This is a genomic window from Sphingomonas sp. Tas61C01, from assembly GCF_052567495.1.
This window is the reverse complement of record NZ_CP199583.1, coordinates 3273062-3289476: the sequence shown is the minus strand read 5'-3', so window position 1 is coordinate 3289476 and position 16415 is coordinate 3273062. Positions and strand designations below refer to the sequence as shown.

General features: G+C 67.5%; 11 protein-coding genes. 6 read left to right on the top strand and 5 right to left on the bottom strand.

From position 1 onward, the window contains the following. Positions 1–7: 7 nt before the first annotated feature. The 4 genes from kdpB to ACT009_RS15345 all read right to left on the bottom strand — a co-directional run bounded on the left by kdpB (position 8) and on the right by ACT009_RS15345 (position 5241). Positions 8–2044: a potassium-transporting ATPase subunit KdpB gene (gene kdpB / locus ACT009_RS15360; protein WP_445191931.1), complete on the bottom strand. Its 2037-nt coding sequence runs from the start codon at positions 2042–2044 to the stop codon at positions 8–10. Positions 2045–2056: 12 nt separating this feature from the next. After that, positions 2057–3760, bottom strand: a complete 1704-nt coding sequence (gene kdpA, locus ACT009_RS15355) for a potassium-transporting ATPase subunit KdpA (RefSeq protein ID WP_445191930.1) — start codon at positions 3758–3760, stop codon at positions 2057–2059. Between the two features lie 13 nt (positions 3761–3773). Beyond that, positions 3774–3863, bottom strand: coding sequence for a K(+)-transporting ATPase subunit F (gene kdpF, locus ACT009_RS15350; protein ID WP_230631642.1), 90 nt, complete (start codon positions 3861–3863; stop codon positions 3774–3776). 505 nt (positions 3864–4368) lie between these two features. Then, entirely contained in the window at positions 4369–5241 is an 873-nt protein-coding gene (locus tag ACT009_RS15345) for an MBL fold metallo-hydrolase (RefSeq protein ID WP_445191929.1), read from the bottom strand. A gap of 381 nt (positions 5242–5622) precedes the next feature. On the opposite strand from ACT009_RS15345, the gene ACT009_RS15340 reads away from it, so the two are divergent. After that, complete coding sequence (locus ACT009_RS15340) at positions 5623–6672, top strand: LacI family DNA-binding transcriptional regulator (RefSeq protein ID WP_445191928.1); 1050 nt, start codon at positions 5623–5625, stop codon at positions 6670–6672. A 1084-nt stretch (positions 6673–7756) separates the two neighbouring features. Here the strand turns inward: ACT009_RS15340 and ACT009_RS15335 are convergent. Next, positions 7757–9178 carry an HlyD family type I secretion periplasmic adaptor subunit gene (locus ACT009_RS15335; RefSeq protein WP_445191927.1) on the bottom strand — a complete coding sequence of 474 codons (1422 nt, stop codon included), beginning with the start codon at positions 9176–9178 and terminating at the stop codon, positions 7757–7759. A gap of 65 nt (positions 9179–9243) precedes the next feature. On the opposite strand from ACT009_RS15335, the gene ACT009_RS15330 reads away from it, so the two are divergent. The 5 genes from ACT009_RS15330 to ACT009_RS15310 all read left to right on the top strand — a co-directional run bounded on the left by ACT009_RS15330 (position 9244) and on the right by ACT009_RS15310 (position 16342). Then, on the top strand, positions 9244–11487 hold the full coding sequence (locus ACT009_RS15330; RefSeq protein ID WP_445191926.1) for an ATP-binding cassette domain-containing protein: 2244 nt from the start codon (positions 9244–9246) through the stop codon (positions 11485–11487). 254 nt (positions 11488–11741) lie between these two features. Beyond that, positions 11742–12515: a hypothetical protein gene (locus ACT009_RS15325; protein ID WP_445191925.1), complete on the top strand. Its 774-nt coding sequence runs from the start codon at positions 11742–11744 to the stop codon at positions 12513–12515. Positions 12516–12541: 26 nt separating this feature from the next. Then, the gene (locus tag ACT009_RS15320; protein WP_445191924.1) at positions 12542–14146 is read left to right on the top strand and encodes a hypothetical protein; all 1605 of its coding nucleotides are present in this window, start codon (positions 12542–12544) and stop codon (positions 14144–14146) included. 15 nt (positions 14147–14161) lie between these two features. Then, complete coding sequence (locus tag ACT009_RS15315) at positions 14162–14524, top strand: PilZ domain-containing protein (protein WP_445191923.1); 363 nt, start codon at positions 14162–14164, stop codon at positions 14522–14524. A 63-nt stretch (positions 14525–14587) separates the two neighbouring features. Continuing rightward, entirely contained in the window at positions 14588–16342 is a 1755-nt protein-coding gene (locus ACT009_RS15310) for a TolC family protein (RefSeq protein ID WP_445191922.1), read from the top strand. The last annotated feature ends 73 nt before the right edge of the window (positions 16343–16415 follow it).

Below are 16415 nucleotides of genomic sequence, written 5' to 3'. Positions count from 1 at the left end.
GGAACGGTCACGCCAGACCGATGCCGCCGACCACGAGGTCGATCAGCTTGATCCCGACGAACGGCGCGAGCAGGCCGCCGAGGCCGTAGACGGCGAGGTTGCGCGCGAGCAGCGGGCCGGCGCCCATCGGCTTGTAGGCGACGCCGCGCAGCGCCAGCGGGACGAGCATCGGGATGATTACCGCGTTGAAGATGATCGCCGACAGGATCGCGCTTTCGGGCGAGCCGAGCCGCATCACGTTGAGCACGCCGAGCCCTGGATAGAGCACGACGAACATCGCCGGGATGATCGCGAAATATTTGGCGACGTCGTTCGCGACCGAGAAGGTCGTCAGCGCGCCGCGGGTCATCAGCAGCTGCTTGCCGAGCCCGACGACCTCGATCAGCTTGGTCGGATCGCTGTCGAGATCGACCATGTTGCCGGCCTCGCGCGCGGCCTGGGTGCCGGTGTTCATCGCCACGCCGACATCGGCCTGGGCGAGCGCTGGGGCGTCGTTGGTGCCGTCGCCGCACATCGCGACCAGCTTGCCGCCCTCTTGTTCCTTGCGGATCAGCGCCAGCTTGTCCTCGGGGCTGGCCTGGGCGAGAAAATCGTCGACCCCGGCCTCCGCGGCGATCGCGGCGGCGGTCAGCGGGTTGTCGCCGGTGATCATCACGGTGCGGATGCCCATCGCGCGCAGCTCGCCGAAGCGGTCGCGGATGCCCGCCTTCACGACGTCCTTCAGGAAGATCGCGCCGAGCAGCCGGCCGTTCTTGGCGACCGCGAGCGGGGTGCCGCCGGCGCGCGAGATCTCGTCGGTGATCCGCCGCAGCTCGGTCGCGGCGGCGGTCTCGCCGAGCCCGGGATTGGCGCGCAGGATCGAATCGACCGCGCCCTTCTGGACCAGCATGTCGATCGTCTTGACGCCGGAGATGCGGGTCTGCGCGGTGAACGGGATGACGTCCGCGTCGGCGGGCAGATCGGTGGTGCGGACGCCGAACTTCTCACGCGCGAGCACGACGATCGAGCGGCCCTCGGGCGTCTCGTCGGCGAGGCTGGCGAGCAGCGCGGCCTCCGCCATCTCGGCATCGCTGGCACCGCCGACGCTGCGGAACTCGCTCGCCTGGCGATCACCGATCGTGATCGTGCCGGTCTTGTCGAGCAGCAGCACGTCGATGTCGCCCGCCGCCTCCACCGCGCGACCCGATTTGGCGAGCACGTTGAAGCGCACCAGCCGGTCCATCCCCGCGATCCCGATCGCCGACAGCAGCGCCGCGATCGTGGTCGGGATCAGCGTGATCAGCAGCGCGGCGAGCATCGCGACCGGGATCGATCCGCCGGCATAGCGGGCGAAGCCGGGGATGGTGCCGACCGCGATCAGGAAGATGATCGTCAGGCCGACGAGCAGCAGCGTCAGCGCGATCTCGTTCGGGGTCTTCTGGCGTTCGGCGCCTTCGACCAGCGCGATCATGCGGTCGAGGAAGCCCTTGCCGGGCTCGACGGTCACCTTCACCCGGATCTCGTCGGAGATGACGCGGGTGCCCGCGGTGACGGCGGATCGATCGCCGCCCGCCTCGCGGATCACCGGCGCGCTTTCCCCGGTGATCGCGGCCTCGTTGACGCTGGCGACACCCGAGACGACCTCGCCGTCGGACGGGATCAGGTCGCCGGTCTCGACCAGCACCACGTCGCCGACCTTCAGCGCGCTGGCGGGGACGTCGTCGTGCGCGCGGCCGTCGCCCTTCAGCCGCTTGGCGACGAGATCCGCCTTGGTCGCGCGGAGCGACGCCGCCTGCGCCTTGCCGCGGCCCTCGGCCAGCGCCTCGGCGAAGGTGCCGAACAGCACCGTCAGCCACAGCCAGATCACGAGCTGCAGTTTGAAACCGATGCTCAGTCCGTCATGGCCGACGTCGAGCAGCATTGTCATCAGCGCGGCGACGCTGGCGGTGACGAACATCACCGGGTTGCGGATCAGCTCGCGCGGATCGAGCTTGACGAACGACGCCTTGATCGCCGGGACGACGAGGTCGGCGGTGAACAGGCTCTTGGTGGTCGAGCGTGCCATGTCCGGCGCCCCTTACGAGAGTTTGCCGCTGATCATGCTCAGATGATCGGCGATGGGACCGAGCGCGAGGCTCGGCAGGAAGGTGAGGCCGCCGAGGATCAGGACGATGCCGACGAGCAGGCCGACCCACAGGCCGCCGGTGGTCGGGAACGAGCCGGCGCTCTCGGGCGTGTATTTCTTGGCGGCGAGGCTGCCCGCGATCGCCAGCATCGGCACGATGATGAAGAACCGCCCGACCCACATCGCGACCCCGAGCAGCCCGTCATAATAGGGCGTGCTGGCGGTTAGGCCGGCAAAGGCCGAGCCGTTGTTCCCCACCGCGCTGGTGAAGGCGTAGAGGATCTCGCTGAACCCGTGCGGGCCCTTGTTGAGCGGCCCCGCCAGCCCCTGCGCCAGCACCGACGACAAGGCCGTCAGCCCGAGGATCATCAGCGGCAGCACCGCGATCGCGAGCACCGCGAGCTTGACCTCGCGGCTCTCGATCTTCTTGCCGACATATTCGGGGGTACGGCCGACCATCAGCCCGGCGACGAACACCGCGAGAATCGCGAACAGCAGGAAGCCGTAGACGCCCGCGCCGACGCCGCCGATCACGACCTCGCCCAGCTGGATGTTGAACAGCGGGATCATTCCGCCCAGCGCGGTGAAGCTGTCGTGCATCGAATTGACCGCGCCGCACGACGCGGCGGTGGTGACGACCGCGAACAGCGAGGAAGCGGCGATGCCGAAGCGGACCTCCTTGCCCTCCATGTTGCCGCCGGCGATGCCGAGGTGATGGAGCACCGGGTTGCCCGCGGCCTCCTGCCAATAGGTGACGGTGACGCCGGCGAGGAACAGGATGACCATGGCCGACAGGATCGCCCAGCCCTGCCGGGTGTTGCCGACCGCCTTGCCGAAGGTCCAGGTCAGGCCGAAGCCGATCAGGAAGATCGACAGCATCTGCACGAAATTGGTCAGCGCATTGGGATTCTCGAACGGGTGCGCACTGTTGGCGTTGAAGAAGCCGCCGCCGTTGGTGCCGAGCATCTTGATCGCCTCCTGGCTGGCGACGGGTCCGAGCAGCAGCGACTGTTTCGCACCCTCCAGCGTGGTGACGTCGACGACGCCGGCGAGAGTCTGGGGCACGCCGCTCGCGATCAGGAACACCGCGTAGACGATGCTGATCGGCAGCAGCAGGTAGAGCGTGACGCGAGTCGCATCCGCCCAGAAATTGCCGATCAGCTTGGTCTCGCGCCGCGCGAAGCCGCGGAACAGCGCGAAGGCGAGCGCGATGCCGGTCGCGGCCGACATGAAGTTGTGGATGGTCAACGCGAGCATCTGGCTGAGGTTCGACATCGTCGATTCGCCGCCATAGCTCTGCCAGTTGGTGTTGGTGGTGAAGCTGACCGCGGTGTTGAAGGCGAGGTGCGGCGCCAGCCCGGCCAGCCCCTGCGGATTACCCGGCAACACGCCCTGCAGCCGCAGCACCGCATAGGTGAACGCCATCAGCACGACGTTGAACTCCAGCATGTGCACCGCATAGCGGCGCCAGCCCTGTTCGGCCGCGGGATCGATCCCGGCGAGCTTGTAGAAGCCGGTCTCGACCGGGCCGAGCACGGTGTGCAGCGGGGTGCGGCGCCCCTCGTAGAGCGCGAACAGCCACAGCCCGACCGGCTTGGTCAGCGCGAGCAGGACGGCGACGAAGCCGAGGATCAGGAGCCAGCCCTGGATGGTCATGATGCCGCCCCCTTCAGAAGCGTTCGGGACGGATCAGCACCGCCACCAGGTAGATGAGCAGGCCGAAGGCGGTCAGCGCCGCGAGCCACAGGTCGAGGGTCATCGCGCGCGCCTCACGCGTTGTCGCAGAGGCGGACATAGGCGAGCGTCGCCGCGACCAGCCCGACCATGACGAGGATCCACAACAGGTCCCCATCGACCCATGATGCGAGGTTCATGCTTGCCCCTGACGATGGCGACCGCTGCGGATGCGCGGCGCCTTAGGGGATGCGATTAGGCCGGTGCGGCGTTTCTATTCGAGATCGATTCACGGCTATCGCGTATAGCCGGCATATAGAGGGCGCTGCGGGTTTGCCGACCTCGCCAATCACGCCCGTCACCCCGGACCCGATCCGGGGTCCCGCTTCTCGCGTAATCACTGGGTTTCGCGCGGGTAGGTAGCGGGACCCCGGATCAAGTCCGGGGTGACGAGATGGGTATTATGGCGAGGTGACGGTCAGGCAAAGTCGTACACGCCGCCCGGTTGCGCCGCAATGAAGCGGCCGGCGGCGATCCCCGCCTCGTCCAGCGCCGCGGCGAGCGCCTCCACCGGCGCCTCCCGCGCCTCGTCAGTCAGCTGGAACGTCCCCCCAGTGGATCCCCAGCGCACGGGTGGCGCCGACGGTGTCGAGGATCCGCACCGCCTCCGCCGGGTTCACATGCTGCGGGGCCATGAACCAACGCGGCTCATACGCGCCGATCGGGATCAGCGCGATATCGGGCTTCGGCAGCCGGGCCGCGATTTCCGCGAAGATGCGGCCGTCCTCGTAGCCGGTGTCGCCGACGAACCAGAGCGTGCCTGCCGGGGTCGACAGGTGATGCCCCGACCACAGCGCCATGCGCACGTCGGTCGGCCAGCGATTGCCCCAATGATAGGCGGGGGTCAGCGTCGTCGCGATCTCGGGCGACAGCGGCAGCCGATCCCACCAGTCGCCGACCACGCAGCGCGCATCGGGCACCGCCGCACGGACGATCGTATCGTTGCCGAGCGGCATCGCCATCAGTGGCGCGTGCGCGGCCTGCAAGCGGCGCAGCGTCGCTACGTCCAGGTGATCGTAATGGCAGTGGCTGAGCAGCACGATGTCGATCGGCGGCAGATCGTCGAACGCGATGCCGGGCGCCGTCACCCGCTTCGGCCCGACCGATGCGAACGGGCTCGCGCGGACCGACCACACCGGATCGGTGAGAATGTTGACCCCCGCGACCTGGATCAGCAGCGTCGCATGCCCGACCATCGTGACGCGCAGGCCGTCGACGCGCGCATCGGGCCGGGCTTGCACGACCGGCACCGACGCAGGCCAGCGTGCGGCGGCGGCACCGCCGAGCTTCCACCGCAGCATGTCGCCGAGCCCGCGATCGACCGGCTGCTGGCCGGGATTGAAGAAGCGCGTGCCGTCGAAATGGTCGCTGGGCGGGCCTTGGTAGTAGCGGTTGCGCGGCATCGTCGGGCGTTAGCGGGGTTTCGGGTGTGGGGCGAGAGCTTCCAAAGTTACCTCCCCTTGGGTGTGAAGGGGTTGCTTCATCATGACGTCCGCCAACCTTCCCGTCACCCCGGACCTGATCCGGGGTCCCGCCGAGGCCCAGCAGCGCAGGTCGGTTGCAAAGCGGGACCCCGGATCAAGTCCGGGGTGACGACGATGGCTTGGGCCGCTGCGACTCTCGTCCGGAGCTCAGTTGGGCTGGGACGACGGGTCGGCGACGATGCGAGCGGAGGAAGCTTCTCTCCGCCGGGCGCCGCCAATTCAGGTATTCTGCAAACGATATGCATCTGATCGATAGCCATCGCTTGGCGCTTGCGCAGGCGCATGGCATGAACGCCGCCGATGAAAGCGCCGTCCTCCCCTCCCCGGTCGCCCGCCACGGACGAGCCGGGCTTCACCCCCGCCACCACCCTCGCCGAACTCGCCAAGATCGCGGGCGTTTCGATCGCCACGGTGTCGCGATCGCTGGCGGGCAGCAAGCTGATCGCGACCGCGACGCGCGAACGCATCGTCAAGCTCGCCGACGAACACGGCTTCCAGATCAACGTCGCCGCGCGCAATTTCCGGCTGCGGAAGACCGGCGCGATCGGCGTGGTGCTGCCGCTCGGCCACGAAGCCGAACAGCATCTGTCCGACCCGTTCTTCATGGGGCTGCTCGGTCCGCTCGCCGACGCGCTGGCGGAACGCAGCCACGACCTGCTGCTGTCGCGGGTGATCCCGACCGACGACCGCTGGCTGTCGGGAATCGTCGATGCGGGCCGCGTCGACGGCGTCATCATCATCGGCCAGTCGAACCAGATCGACACCATCGAGACGGTCGCGCGCCGTTATCGCAACCTCGTCGTCTGGGGCGCGCCGATCGCGGGCTACGACCAGATCACGGTCGGATCGGACAATGTCGCGGGCGGGCGCGCCGCCGCCGATCACCTGCTGCGCCAGGGCAGATCGCGGCTCGCCTTCTTCGGCAACACCGAGGTGCCCGAATTCGCGGCGCGGTATGCGGGCTTCCGCGACGCGATCGAGGCCGCGCATGGCGACGAAGGCGTGCTGCTGCCGGTCCACATCACCCAGGACGCGTCCTATTCGGCGATCGCCGAGTTCCTGTCGACCAACCCCCTGCCCGACGGCATCGTCGCCGCCTCCGACGTCGTCGCGATCAGCGCGCTTCAGGTGCTGGCGGAACGCGGCGTGAAGGTGCCCGACGGGGTGAGCGTGGTCGGCTATGACGACGTGCTGATCGCCCGTCACACCTCGCCGCCGCTGACCACGGTGCGCCAGGACGTCGTCCGCGGCGCGCAGCTGCTGGTCGACGCGCTGTTCGAACGCATCGCGGGGGGAGAGGCGGCGTCGGTTGCGATGGAGCCGGAGTTTGTCGTACGCGGATCGGCGTGAGAGCCTGGCAGGCCGTGGCGTAGGTTCGCGAACGGCCGTCTTATCATAGAGAACGATCCAGGATCTACTTTCATCCAGCGCGCTGGCAAAAAGATGGAAGCAAGTCGCTCGCAGGGATTGGACGCTGTTTCGACTCGACTAGCGAGAACTCGCAAAATGGCAATTATGACACGCTTGGCAGAGATAAGATTCGTTGCACCGTTGCCACTAACACAGAGATCAGACTTGAATAGATGATTTGACTATCTCAATATCCCAGTTACTTCCGGACGCCGGTCGATGACATCCGGTAACTGTTACGAAATTGCTCCGCACCGTCGCCGATTACACCTTCAAAGGACCTCCATCCCGCATCTGTATTGCAGACGCGGGTGGCGATCAGTGATCCGGTAGGCATCAATTGCCGACATGTCTTTTTCTGTTTAGGCGAGGTAGCTGTATCCACCGTAGATGTATTCTGGGCGAACGCTGACGGCGCAAATATTGCCATCGTTATGATCGAAAACACAAATTTTGAACGTCTCACATCATAGCTCCCTATCGGTCTTAAAGCATCACGAGTGCATGGCATGCGCTTCGCCAACGCATCATGGGCAACATTTTTGCGATCGCGCTCCGCTTTGATGTTGCAACGCTATCAGCGCCGCGACCCAATGCCAATCAGTTCGCCAGCGTCGTGCGCCACGACATCATCGGGCAGAGCTCTCTCACCGTTCGTTTGAAACATGGACGACCTTGCGCGGAACGGCGATTGCGAGCTTGCAATGCCGCATCTATGCAAGAGAGCTAATGTCTGCCCTGCCCAAAACACATAGCGGCCAGCACGGACAAAAGCAGAGTATTGTCAGCTAAGTAGGTCGAGTCACTGATGAATGATCATGGCCGACGATGATCGTCCAACCAGTTCGGACTGCAGTTGATTGCTATGCGAGCATTAGCGACATCTACAGCTGGGCCGTAGCGCCAATTTGGCACTCTATGCTGCTTTGGGCGTCAGCTTACGATCGGCGGGTCGGTCTGTAGAGCGCCCGCTTCAGGGTAAGCGGACATTCGCGCTTCCGCATTCACATCCCAGCACCCGGCCTCACTCGCGCAGGGCGCCGTCGCGGATGCCGATCAGGGGCCCGAGCAGATAGTCGAGCACGGTCTGGCGGCCGGCCTTGATCGCGACGTCGGCAGTCATGCCGGCGATGACGGGCTTGTCGCGGCCGAAGCCGGCGGCCTCGGCCTTCAGGCGGACGCGGTAATAGCTTTCGCCCTTCGGATCCTGGATGACGTCGGGCGAGATCTCGACGACCTTGCCTTCCAGCCCGCCATAGACCGCGGCGTCATAGGCGGAGATCTTGATCGCGGCGGGCAGCCCGGGCCAGACGTTGCCGCGGTCGCGCGGGGTGACGCGGGCCTCGACGATCACGGTCTGATCGACCGGCACGATCTCGGCGACCGGCTCGCCGGCGCGGATCACGCCGCCGACGGTCTGGAAATAAAGCTTGTTGACGACCCCGTCCATCGGCGCCCGCACCTCTTCGCGCGACCTCTTGTCGGCATAGGCGGTGAGGTTCTCGTTCGCCTTTGACAGTTCGAGCCGGAGCTTGGCGGCCTGTTCCTTGGTCTCCTCCATCGTCCGGGTATAGACCTCGCGCTGGCGCGCCGCGGCCTCGCCGAGTTCGGCCTGGCTGCCGGGAATCGAGTTCTGCACGTCGTCGATCTTGGTCTGAAGCGACAGCAGCGAGGCGCGCTTGTCGGTGACCTCGCGTTCGGAGATCGCCTCTTCGGCATAGGCCTTTTCGAGCTTGGCGAGCTGGCCCATCATCAGCCGCTGTTCGCTGCGCAGGTTGATCAGCCGGGCGGCGGAGGCGGCGATATCGGCACGGCGGGCGCGGCCCTGTTCGGCCATGATGCTCGACGATTGCCCCATCTGCGCGCGCCGCGAATGGAACAGCGCCTCTTCCGATGCGGCGATCGCGGGGGCGAGTTCGGCAAGGTCGGCGGGGGCGTGGAAATCTCCGGCGCCCGCGATCTCGGCATCGGCCCGCGCGAGCGCGATCTTCTTGGCTATCACGTCGGTATGCGCGTTCTGCGCGTCGGCAGACGTAAATTCGTTGCTGAGTTCGATCAGCACCTGGCCCTTGCGGACCCGTTGCCCCTCCTCGACCAGCAGACGCTTGACGATGCCGCCTTCGAGATGCTGGACGACCTGGTTCTGCACCGACGGCACCACCCGGCCCGGCCCGCGCGTCACCTTGTCGACCGAGAACAACGCCGCCCAGACCAGGAAGATGGTCAGGATCGTGCCGGTGACGACGAGGATGTTGGCCGGGCGTTCGGTACGGATGCGGGCGCTCCACGGTGCCAGCCCACCGAGCGGCATGCTCGCGACCGGGGCGCGGCCGCCCATCGCGGTCGCGACCTCGTGACGGCCGACGCCGTCGAACAGGCTTGCCCCGCCGCACAGGCAGATCAGTCGGTCGCGCAGTCCAGCGAAGCTCATCGTCAGCATCCTCATCGCAGGACGGATCGTCTCGTCCCGGGACGGTGTTTACCCTTCCTTATCCTTAAGAATGTTTAAGCGTGCCGACGAAACAGCGAGCGGCGGCGACGATGACACAGGACGACCAGTCGGATCGGGGACCCAGCCTGGCGGCACGCATCGCCGCCCGCGTCCGATCGCGAACCGCCGCGAACGACAGTGCGGCGATCGCGGCGCTGCCGATGGTCGAGGCGCTGGTGCTGCTGGCGGCGGCGTGCGGGCGCGAGGCGTCGGCGGCGCTGCTGACCGCGGCGCTGCCCGCGCAGAGCGGCGTAATGGACCCGCGGCATGCACCGCTCGCGCTCGCGCGGGTCGGGCTCGACGCGAACTGGCAGCCACGGCGGGCGACGACGATCGTCGCCGCGGATCTGCCGCTGCTCGGCGCCACCGCGGATGGCGGCTGCCTGCTGATCGATGCGGTCCGCGCCGACGGCCGGCTGCGGCTGCGCGATGCCCGCGGGGTGTTCTTCGCCGAGGCGGCACAGGTCGACCAGTTGCTGGCGGGCGAGCTGCTGCTGTGCGGCCACGCCGATCCGGTCGAGGACGACGGCACCGACGCCGAGGCGCCGTCGCTGTCCGAACGCAATCCGCGGCTGTGGCTGCTCGGCAGCTTCCTGGGCGAACGGCGGATGCTGGCGCAGCTGGTGGTCGCGGCGGTGCTGCTCAACGTCTGCGCGCTGGCGATCCCGCTCTACATGCGCGCGATCTACGATCGGGTGGTGCCCAACCTCGCGCTCGAATCGCTGTGGGCGCTGTCGGTCGGCATCACCATCGTGCTGATCTTCGAATTCGTCTTCAAGACGGTCCGCTCGGCCTATGTCGAGGCGGTCGGCGTCCGCGTGGCGCAGGCGGTCCAGCACCGCGCGATGGCGGCGTTCCTGCATGCCCGCAGCGCCAAGGCGCATTCGGCGGGCGGGCTGATGACCGCGTTGCGTGACGTCGAGGGGCTGTCGTTACTGGTGCCGCAGGCGGTGGTCGCGTTCTTCGTCGACCTGCCCTTTTTCTTCCTGTTCCTGGTGCTGATCGGGTTGATCGGCGGCTGGACGGTGGCGGCGCCGGTGCTGGGCGCGGGCGCGCTGGTGATCGTCGGCCTCGTCTGCAATCATGCGGTCAAGCTGGCGAGCAAGCGCACGTCGAAGCTGATGCAGGCGCGGCAGGATCTCGCGGTCGATCTCGCCGACGGGCTGGAGACGATCAAGGCCAACCAGGCGGAAGGGCGCTTCCTGTTCCGCTGGGACAATGTGTCCGATCACCTCGCGATCGGCGGCAAGACTACGCGCAAATGGACCGAGCTGCCCGGCACCACCGCCGGGCTGGTGGTGCAGATGGTGACGGTGCTGGTCGTCGTCGTGGGGGTGTTCCAGATCAAGGCGGGGATGATGACCACCGGCGCGCTGGTCGCGTGCACGATGCTGACCGGGCGCGCGATGGTGCCGGTGTCGAGCGCGATCACGATGATGTCGAAGGCCAATCAGAGCCTGTCGCAGTTCGCCGGCCTCGCCCGCATCCTGGCGCTGCCGCCGGAGCGGCAGGTATCGGACCCAGGCGTGCGTCGGACCGCGGTCGCCGGGCGCTTCGGGCTCGACCAGGTATCGATGACCCATAAGGACGCGGCGTCGCCCAGCCTGTCGGGCGTATCGTTGACGATCGCACCGGGCGAGAAGGTCGCGCTGATCGGCAAGTCGGGATCGGGCAAGACGACGCTGCTCAACCTGCTGGCAGGGCTCGCGCAGCCGAGCACCGGCATGATGACGATCGACGGCCATGCGATGGCGCAATACGCCGCCGCGCAGCTGCGCCGCGGCATCGTCTACGCCGCGCAGGACGCGACGCTGTTCGACGACAGTATCTGGGAAAATATCCTGCTCGGGATGGACGAGCCCGACGAGGCGGTCGTCGAGCTGGCGATCACCGCATCGGGGCTCGACGGCTTCGTCAGCCGCACCGTCGAGGGCTTCTGCCGTAAGGTCGGGCCGCGCGGATCGCATCTGTCGGGCGGACAGCGCCAGTCGGTGCTGCTGGCGCGCGCGCTGATCCGCGACCCGCGCGTGCTGCTGCTCGACGAACCGACCGCGTCGATGGACATCGGCACCGAACAGGCGGTGATCCAGGGCCTGCGCGCGGCGACCCGCAACCGCACGCTGGTGGTCGCGACCCACCGGCTCGCGGTGCTCGACATCGTCGACCGGGTGATCTGGATGGAGGGCGGCCGCGTCATTGCGGATCGACCGCGCGACGAGGTTCTGGCGATGCTGCGCAATCCGAAGGTGCGCGCGGCGGCGTGATCGGGCGAATGAATACCGTTCGTGCCGAGTAGAGATCGAGTAGCCGCGAAGCGGCGTATCGAGAGCTCGTATCGAGGTACCGGTTCCGCGCGTCACTTATCTCTCGATACGCCGTCTCGATACGCGGCTTTGCCGCTACTCGACGGCTACTCGAGACGAACGGAGTGGGTAGGATCAAGCTCTGGAGCCTTACCTGCTACGCAAGCTCTTAGTTAGCGTCCTCTTAACCTCGACGGCTTACCAATAGCGGCGAGGTGTCGTCGCCAACCGGCGGCACGCGGGGGATCGAGATGGCGGGCGCATCGGCAGAAGGCGAAGTGAACCACTGGCCCGCGTTCGTCGACGTGCTGACGACGGTGATCATGGTGGTCACCTTCCTGCTCGTGATCATGAGCGCGGCGGTGATGGTGCTGTCGCAGCGCATGCTGGAACGCGCCAAGGCGCAGTACGAGCAGCAACACACCAGGGACGCCGATGCTTCGGCCGCGCACGGCGCGGTGACCGCGAAAGGCAAGGCGCGCGACACCAGTCGCTTCGCCTCCCCAGCCGACGCCGCCGACGGTTCGTCGATCGCCGAGCTCGGCTCGGTGCTGAAGAGCGAGACCCCGGTGGACGGCCAGGACCGGCTGACGGTGCGGACCCGCGAGACGCCCGACACGCTGCGGCTGGCGGTGAAGGCCGACGAGCAGGCCGAGGACAGCAAGGGCGTGAAGGTGCAGTCGTCGGACGTGCTGCTGCGGGTCGATTTCGAGCCGCTCGCGGTCCGCTTCGACGCCGACAGCGAGCGCAAGGTGAAGGATTTCCTCGCCAGCAAGACGCTACCCGGCGCGGTCTACGAGATCTGGTCGTCGGCGCCGCAGACCAGCTCGGTCACCGAAGCCCAGCGCCTCGCCTTCTTCCGCGCGGCACTGACGCGCAACCTGCTGATCCGCGCGGGTATCCCCGGCGTGCAGATCAAGACCCAGATCCGGGTGACCGACCCGACCTCGTCCGACGGGCACAATGTGCGCGTCGTCGTGAAACCCTGACCGTCCGACGACCGAAAGATCGAGGCATGGAAAAGAAGATTCGTTCCGAACTGATGCGGATGACGGCCATCATGGTCGTCCTCCTCGGGCTCGGCGTCTACGCGCACGAGTTCGTCATCGCCGGCATCCAGGCCAAGGTGGCGCTGAACCTGTCCATCTTCGCGACCTTCGGGCTCGCGGCGTGGCTGGCGTTCAGCCATGTCTTCGCGCTGAAGAACGAGGTGCTCGCGCTCAACGCGCTGAAGGTCGATTACGGCACGCGGTCGCGCCGGCCGCTCGATCCGTACAAGCAGCCCGCGATCATCTTCCAGGAACCCGAACTGCTCGGCCAAGGCTATCGGATGATCACGGAGGAACTCGGCAAGCAGGATTCGCTGCACCTGTCGAACGCGACGGTGCAGGTGCTGCTCCACGACGTCGACCAGCGGATCGGCGATCGCAAGTCGACGATCATGTACTTTTCCGGCCTGATGGTCTTCCTCGGGCTACTCGGCGCGTTCATGGGCCTGATGAAGACGGTGCATTCGGTCGGCGACCTGATCGGCAGCATGGACGTGTCCGGCGCCGGCGGTACCGACAGCTTCGGCCATCTGATCGAGGGGATGAAGGGGCCGCTCAACGGCATGTCGGTCGGCTTCAGTTCGTCGCTGTTCGGGCTGATGACGTCGATGGTGCTGGGCGCGCTCGAGCGGTTCATGACCAGCGCGATGAAGGCGCTGCGCAACGAATTCGAACATTGGCTGTCGAATATCGCCGAGCTGGAAGGCGGTGCCGAGCAGGCGACCGGCGACCGGGCCGAGCTGGCCGCCGTCACCGCGGCGCTGCAGGCCGGGAGCCGCCAGCTCGCCGAGCTTCACGATGCGCTGAAGACCGGATCGACCAGCCATGTCGAGACCAACCGCACGGTCGGCGCGATGGCGGCGCAGATCGAGGCGCTGGCCGGGCATGTCGGGCAGCTCGCCGACCCGCGCCCGATGCTGCGACCAGTGGCCGAAAGCGTCGCCGAGCTGGCGCGCAACCAGACCGAGATATTGGGGCAGGTGCAGATGCTGTTCCGGATGGCCGAACATGATCGCGCCGCGATGCGCGCGCTGCTCGACGGGGTGAACACCCATGCGCACCGCCACCCGCCGCTCGACGCCGCGACGCTGCACGCGCAGCTCGACCGGCTGATCGGGCTGCAACAGGAGGTCGCCGAGCGGGAGCCCGTGGCGCCGGTGGCGATGCCGCTCGTTCCGGCCGCACACCCCTCGCTATGGCAGCGGCTGCGCGGGCGACCGCGCGCCCACGCCGAGAGCCGGGCGCTGATGCCGCTGGTCCGGACGCTCGCCGCGCAACAGGAACGCCTGTCGCACGACGTCCGCGCCACCTTCGACAGCGCGGTGTCGTGGCTCGCGTCACAGCGCCAGACCGACCGCGCCACGCTGGAAAAGCTGAGCGTGGACCAGGGCGCCATCGACGAGCGGCTGTCGCGGCTGGTCGCGCGGTCGGAGATCGGCACCGACGCGCATGGCGCGCGCGCCGAGCTGGCGGCACTCAGCCGCGCGCTGGACGCCGCAATCGACACCGACGAGCCGACCTCCCCGCCCCAGCCGCCGCTGCGCAACGCCGCCGGCCGTGCCGCATCGTAGATCAGGACGAACCGCATGAAACTCCTGCCTAGCTGGCTTCACCGCAGCCGCCCCGTCTTCTCGCGCACCACCGAACGCTATAGCTGCGCGATCGACGGTTCGCTGATGATGATCGACCGGATCATCAACTTTCCCGGCCGCGTGATCGACCTGTCGACCGGCGGCGCGCTGTTCCGTCCGCGGCTGACCTATCTGCTCAACCGCCGCGACGTGCCGATCTGCCTGACGATCGGCGAGCACGAGATGTTCGGACGGATCATGGCCACCAATCCGCTGGGGTTCGGGCTCAGTTTCGACGAGCCGCTCGAAGAGGAAGAGTTCCGGGCGATCCTGGCCTTGTCGACGGTGCCCGCGGTCGAATCCAAGCGCGCCGCGTAACGTAATATTTACCCTAAGGCGCCATTAACCTTGCCGAACGGACGTGTTCCGAGGGGCAATCCAATGACTTCTTCGTTCTTGCAGCAGACCCGTCATCGGCGCCTCTACGCGTCGACCGCGAGCCTGCTGGTCTCGCTGGGATCGGGCGCTGCCGCGATCGCCGCCGAAGCACCGGCGATCGTCGCCAGGGACGCGGTGCCGGCAAGCGCGACCTACGCGGCGCCCCCGGTGCCGACCGTCGCCAAGGCGCTGTTCGTCACGACCCCCGCGATCCGCCCGGCCGGCGGCGCGATGGTGCTGCCGGATGCCGATCTCGCCGCGCTGGAGCGCGACCTGCCGCAGCTCGCCACCTTCCGCAACGGCGCCTTTGCGGCATCGGCGCCGCGGCCGATCTACGGCCCCCGCCCCGCCGCCGACTATATGCCCGCCGCCGAGGATCCCAACCGGATCACCGCGGTCGTTCCCCCCGCCGCCGCGACCCGCCCGGTCATGGTGATGCCGCAGGAGGAGCGGATCGCGCCCGATGCCCCGGTGGCGATCGATGCCGACGTCCGGACCGAAGCGCTGCGCGCCGCGATCGTCGAGGCGCTGCGCAGCAACCCCGAGATCCAGATCGCGCTCGCGCGGCAGGACGACGCCAAATACGGCGTCAACGAAGCCGCTGCGGGCTATCTGCCGCACATGGACGTGGCGATCGCGATCGGCAACGAATTCAGCGATCCGCAGCTCGGATCGTCGACCATGCTGCGTCGTGGCGAGGGCCTGTTGTCGGTCCGCCAGAACGTCTGGGATTTCGGCACCACGATCAACGACATCAAGCGCGCCCGCGCGACCTATCGCAGTGCGCAATGGGGCACGCGCGAGAAGATCGAGGGCATCTCCTACGACATCACCACCGCCTATCTGAGCGTGCTGGAGCGGCAGAAGCTGCTCGCGCTGTCGGAACAGTCGCTGGCGGCGCACCAGAAGATCCTGAAGATGGTGACCACGCAGAACGATCTCGGGCTCACCACCCCCGCCGATGTGAGCCGCGCCAAGGCGCGTGCGGAAAACGTCCAGGCGCAGATCCAGGACCGCAAGAGCGCACTCGAACAGGCGCGCGAGGCGTTCCGGCGACTGACCGATCACCTGCCGGGCGTCGCGGTCGACGTTCCGTCCGCGGCGGCGGCGCTGCCCGCCAGCGCTGATGCAGCGGTCGCCATGATCGCCGACCACAGCCCGCGCATGGCGCAGGCGGTGCAGGACCGTCGCTCGATCGAGCGCCAGCGCGCGAGCCAGACCGGCACGTTCCTGCCCAAGGTTGGGGTGCTCGCCCAGGCCAATTGGCGCGACGACGTACAGGGCCGCACCGGCAAGAACAGCGACGCGCGGGTGATGCTGACCGTCACCTACGGCTTCCTCAACGGCGGCGCCGACGTCGCGGTGCGCAACCGGCTGTCGGCGCGGCTGCGCGAGGCGGATTACGAGCTGGAGCGGCGGCGGCGCGAGGTGGAGCAGGATCTCAGGATCGACTTCAACGCGCTCGAGGCGGCACGCACCAAGACCGCGACGATCGAATCCGAGATCGCGGCGTCCGAAAAGGTCGCGCAACTCTACACCCAGCAGTTCCGCGAGGGCCGGCGGACGGTGTTCGACCTGCTCGACAGCCAGCAATCGCTGTTCGACGCACGCGCCAACCTGGTGTCGAACGGCACCGCCAAGCAGCTCGCCGAATTCCGCGTGCTGCAGAAGCTGGGCGGACTGTTCGACCTGCTGAGCGAGGGCCAGAAGCTGCCCAAGCTGGTCGTCCCCGCCGCCGACCAGAAGCGCGTGGACTGAGCGAGGATAACCGCGTTTCCCCTGCGACGATCCTCCCCTGCAAGGGGAGGTGGCAGTCCGCAGGACTGACGGA

What these genes read in the sequence shown, in the direction of transcription:
- ACT009_RS15345 (WP_445191929.1), bottom strand. Translation starts at nt 5,241, where the DNA reads ATGCCGCGCAACCGCTACTACCAAGGCCCGCCCAGCGACCATTTCGAC.
- ACT009_RS15310 (WP_445191922.1), top strand. Translation starts at nt 14,588, where the DNA reads ATGACTTCTTCGTTCTTGCAGCAGACCCGTCATCGGCGCCTCTACGCG.
- kdpB (WP_445191931.1), bottom strand. Translation starts at nt 2,044, where the DNA reads ATGGCACGCTCGACCACCAAGAGCCTGTTCACCGCCGACCTCGTCGTC.
- ACT009_RS15335 (WP_445191927.1), bottom strand. Translation starts at nt 9,178, where the DNA reads ATGAGGATGCTGACGATGAGCTTCGCTGGACTGCGCGACCGACTGATC.
- kdpF (WP_230631642.1), bottom strand. Translation starts at nt 3,863, where the DNA reads ATGACCCTCGACCTGTGGCTCGCGGCGCTGACCGCCTTCGGCCTGCTC.
- ACT009_RS15340 (WP_445191928.1), top strand. Translation starts at nt 5,623, where the DNA reads ATGAAAGCGCCGTCCTCCCCTCCCCGGTCGCCCGCCACGGACGAGCCG.
- ACT009_RS15315 (WP_445191923.1), top strand. Translation starts at nt 14,162, where the DNA reads ATGAAACTCCTGCCTAGCTGGCTTCACCGCAGCCGCCCCGTCTTCTCG.
- ACT009_RS15320 (WP_445191924.1), top strand. Translation starts at nt 12,542, where the DNA reads ATGGAAAAGAAGATTCGTTCCGAACTGATGCGGATGACGGCCATCATG.
- kdpA (WP_445191930.1), bottom strand. Translation starts at nt 3,760, where the DNA reads ATGACCATCCAGGGCTGGCTCCTGATCCTCGGCTTCGTCGCCGTCCTG.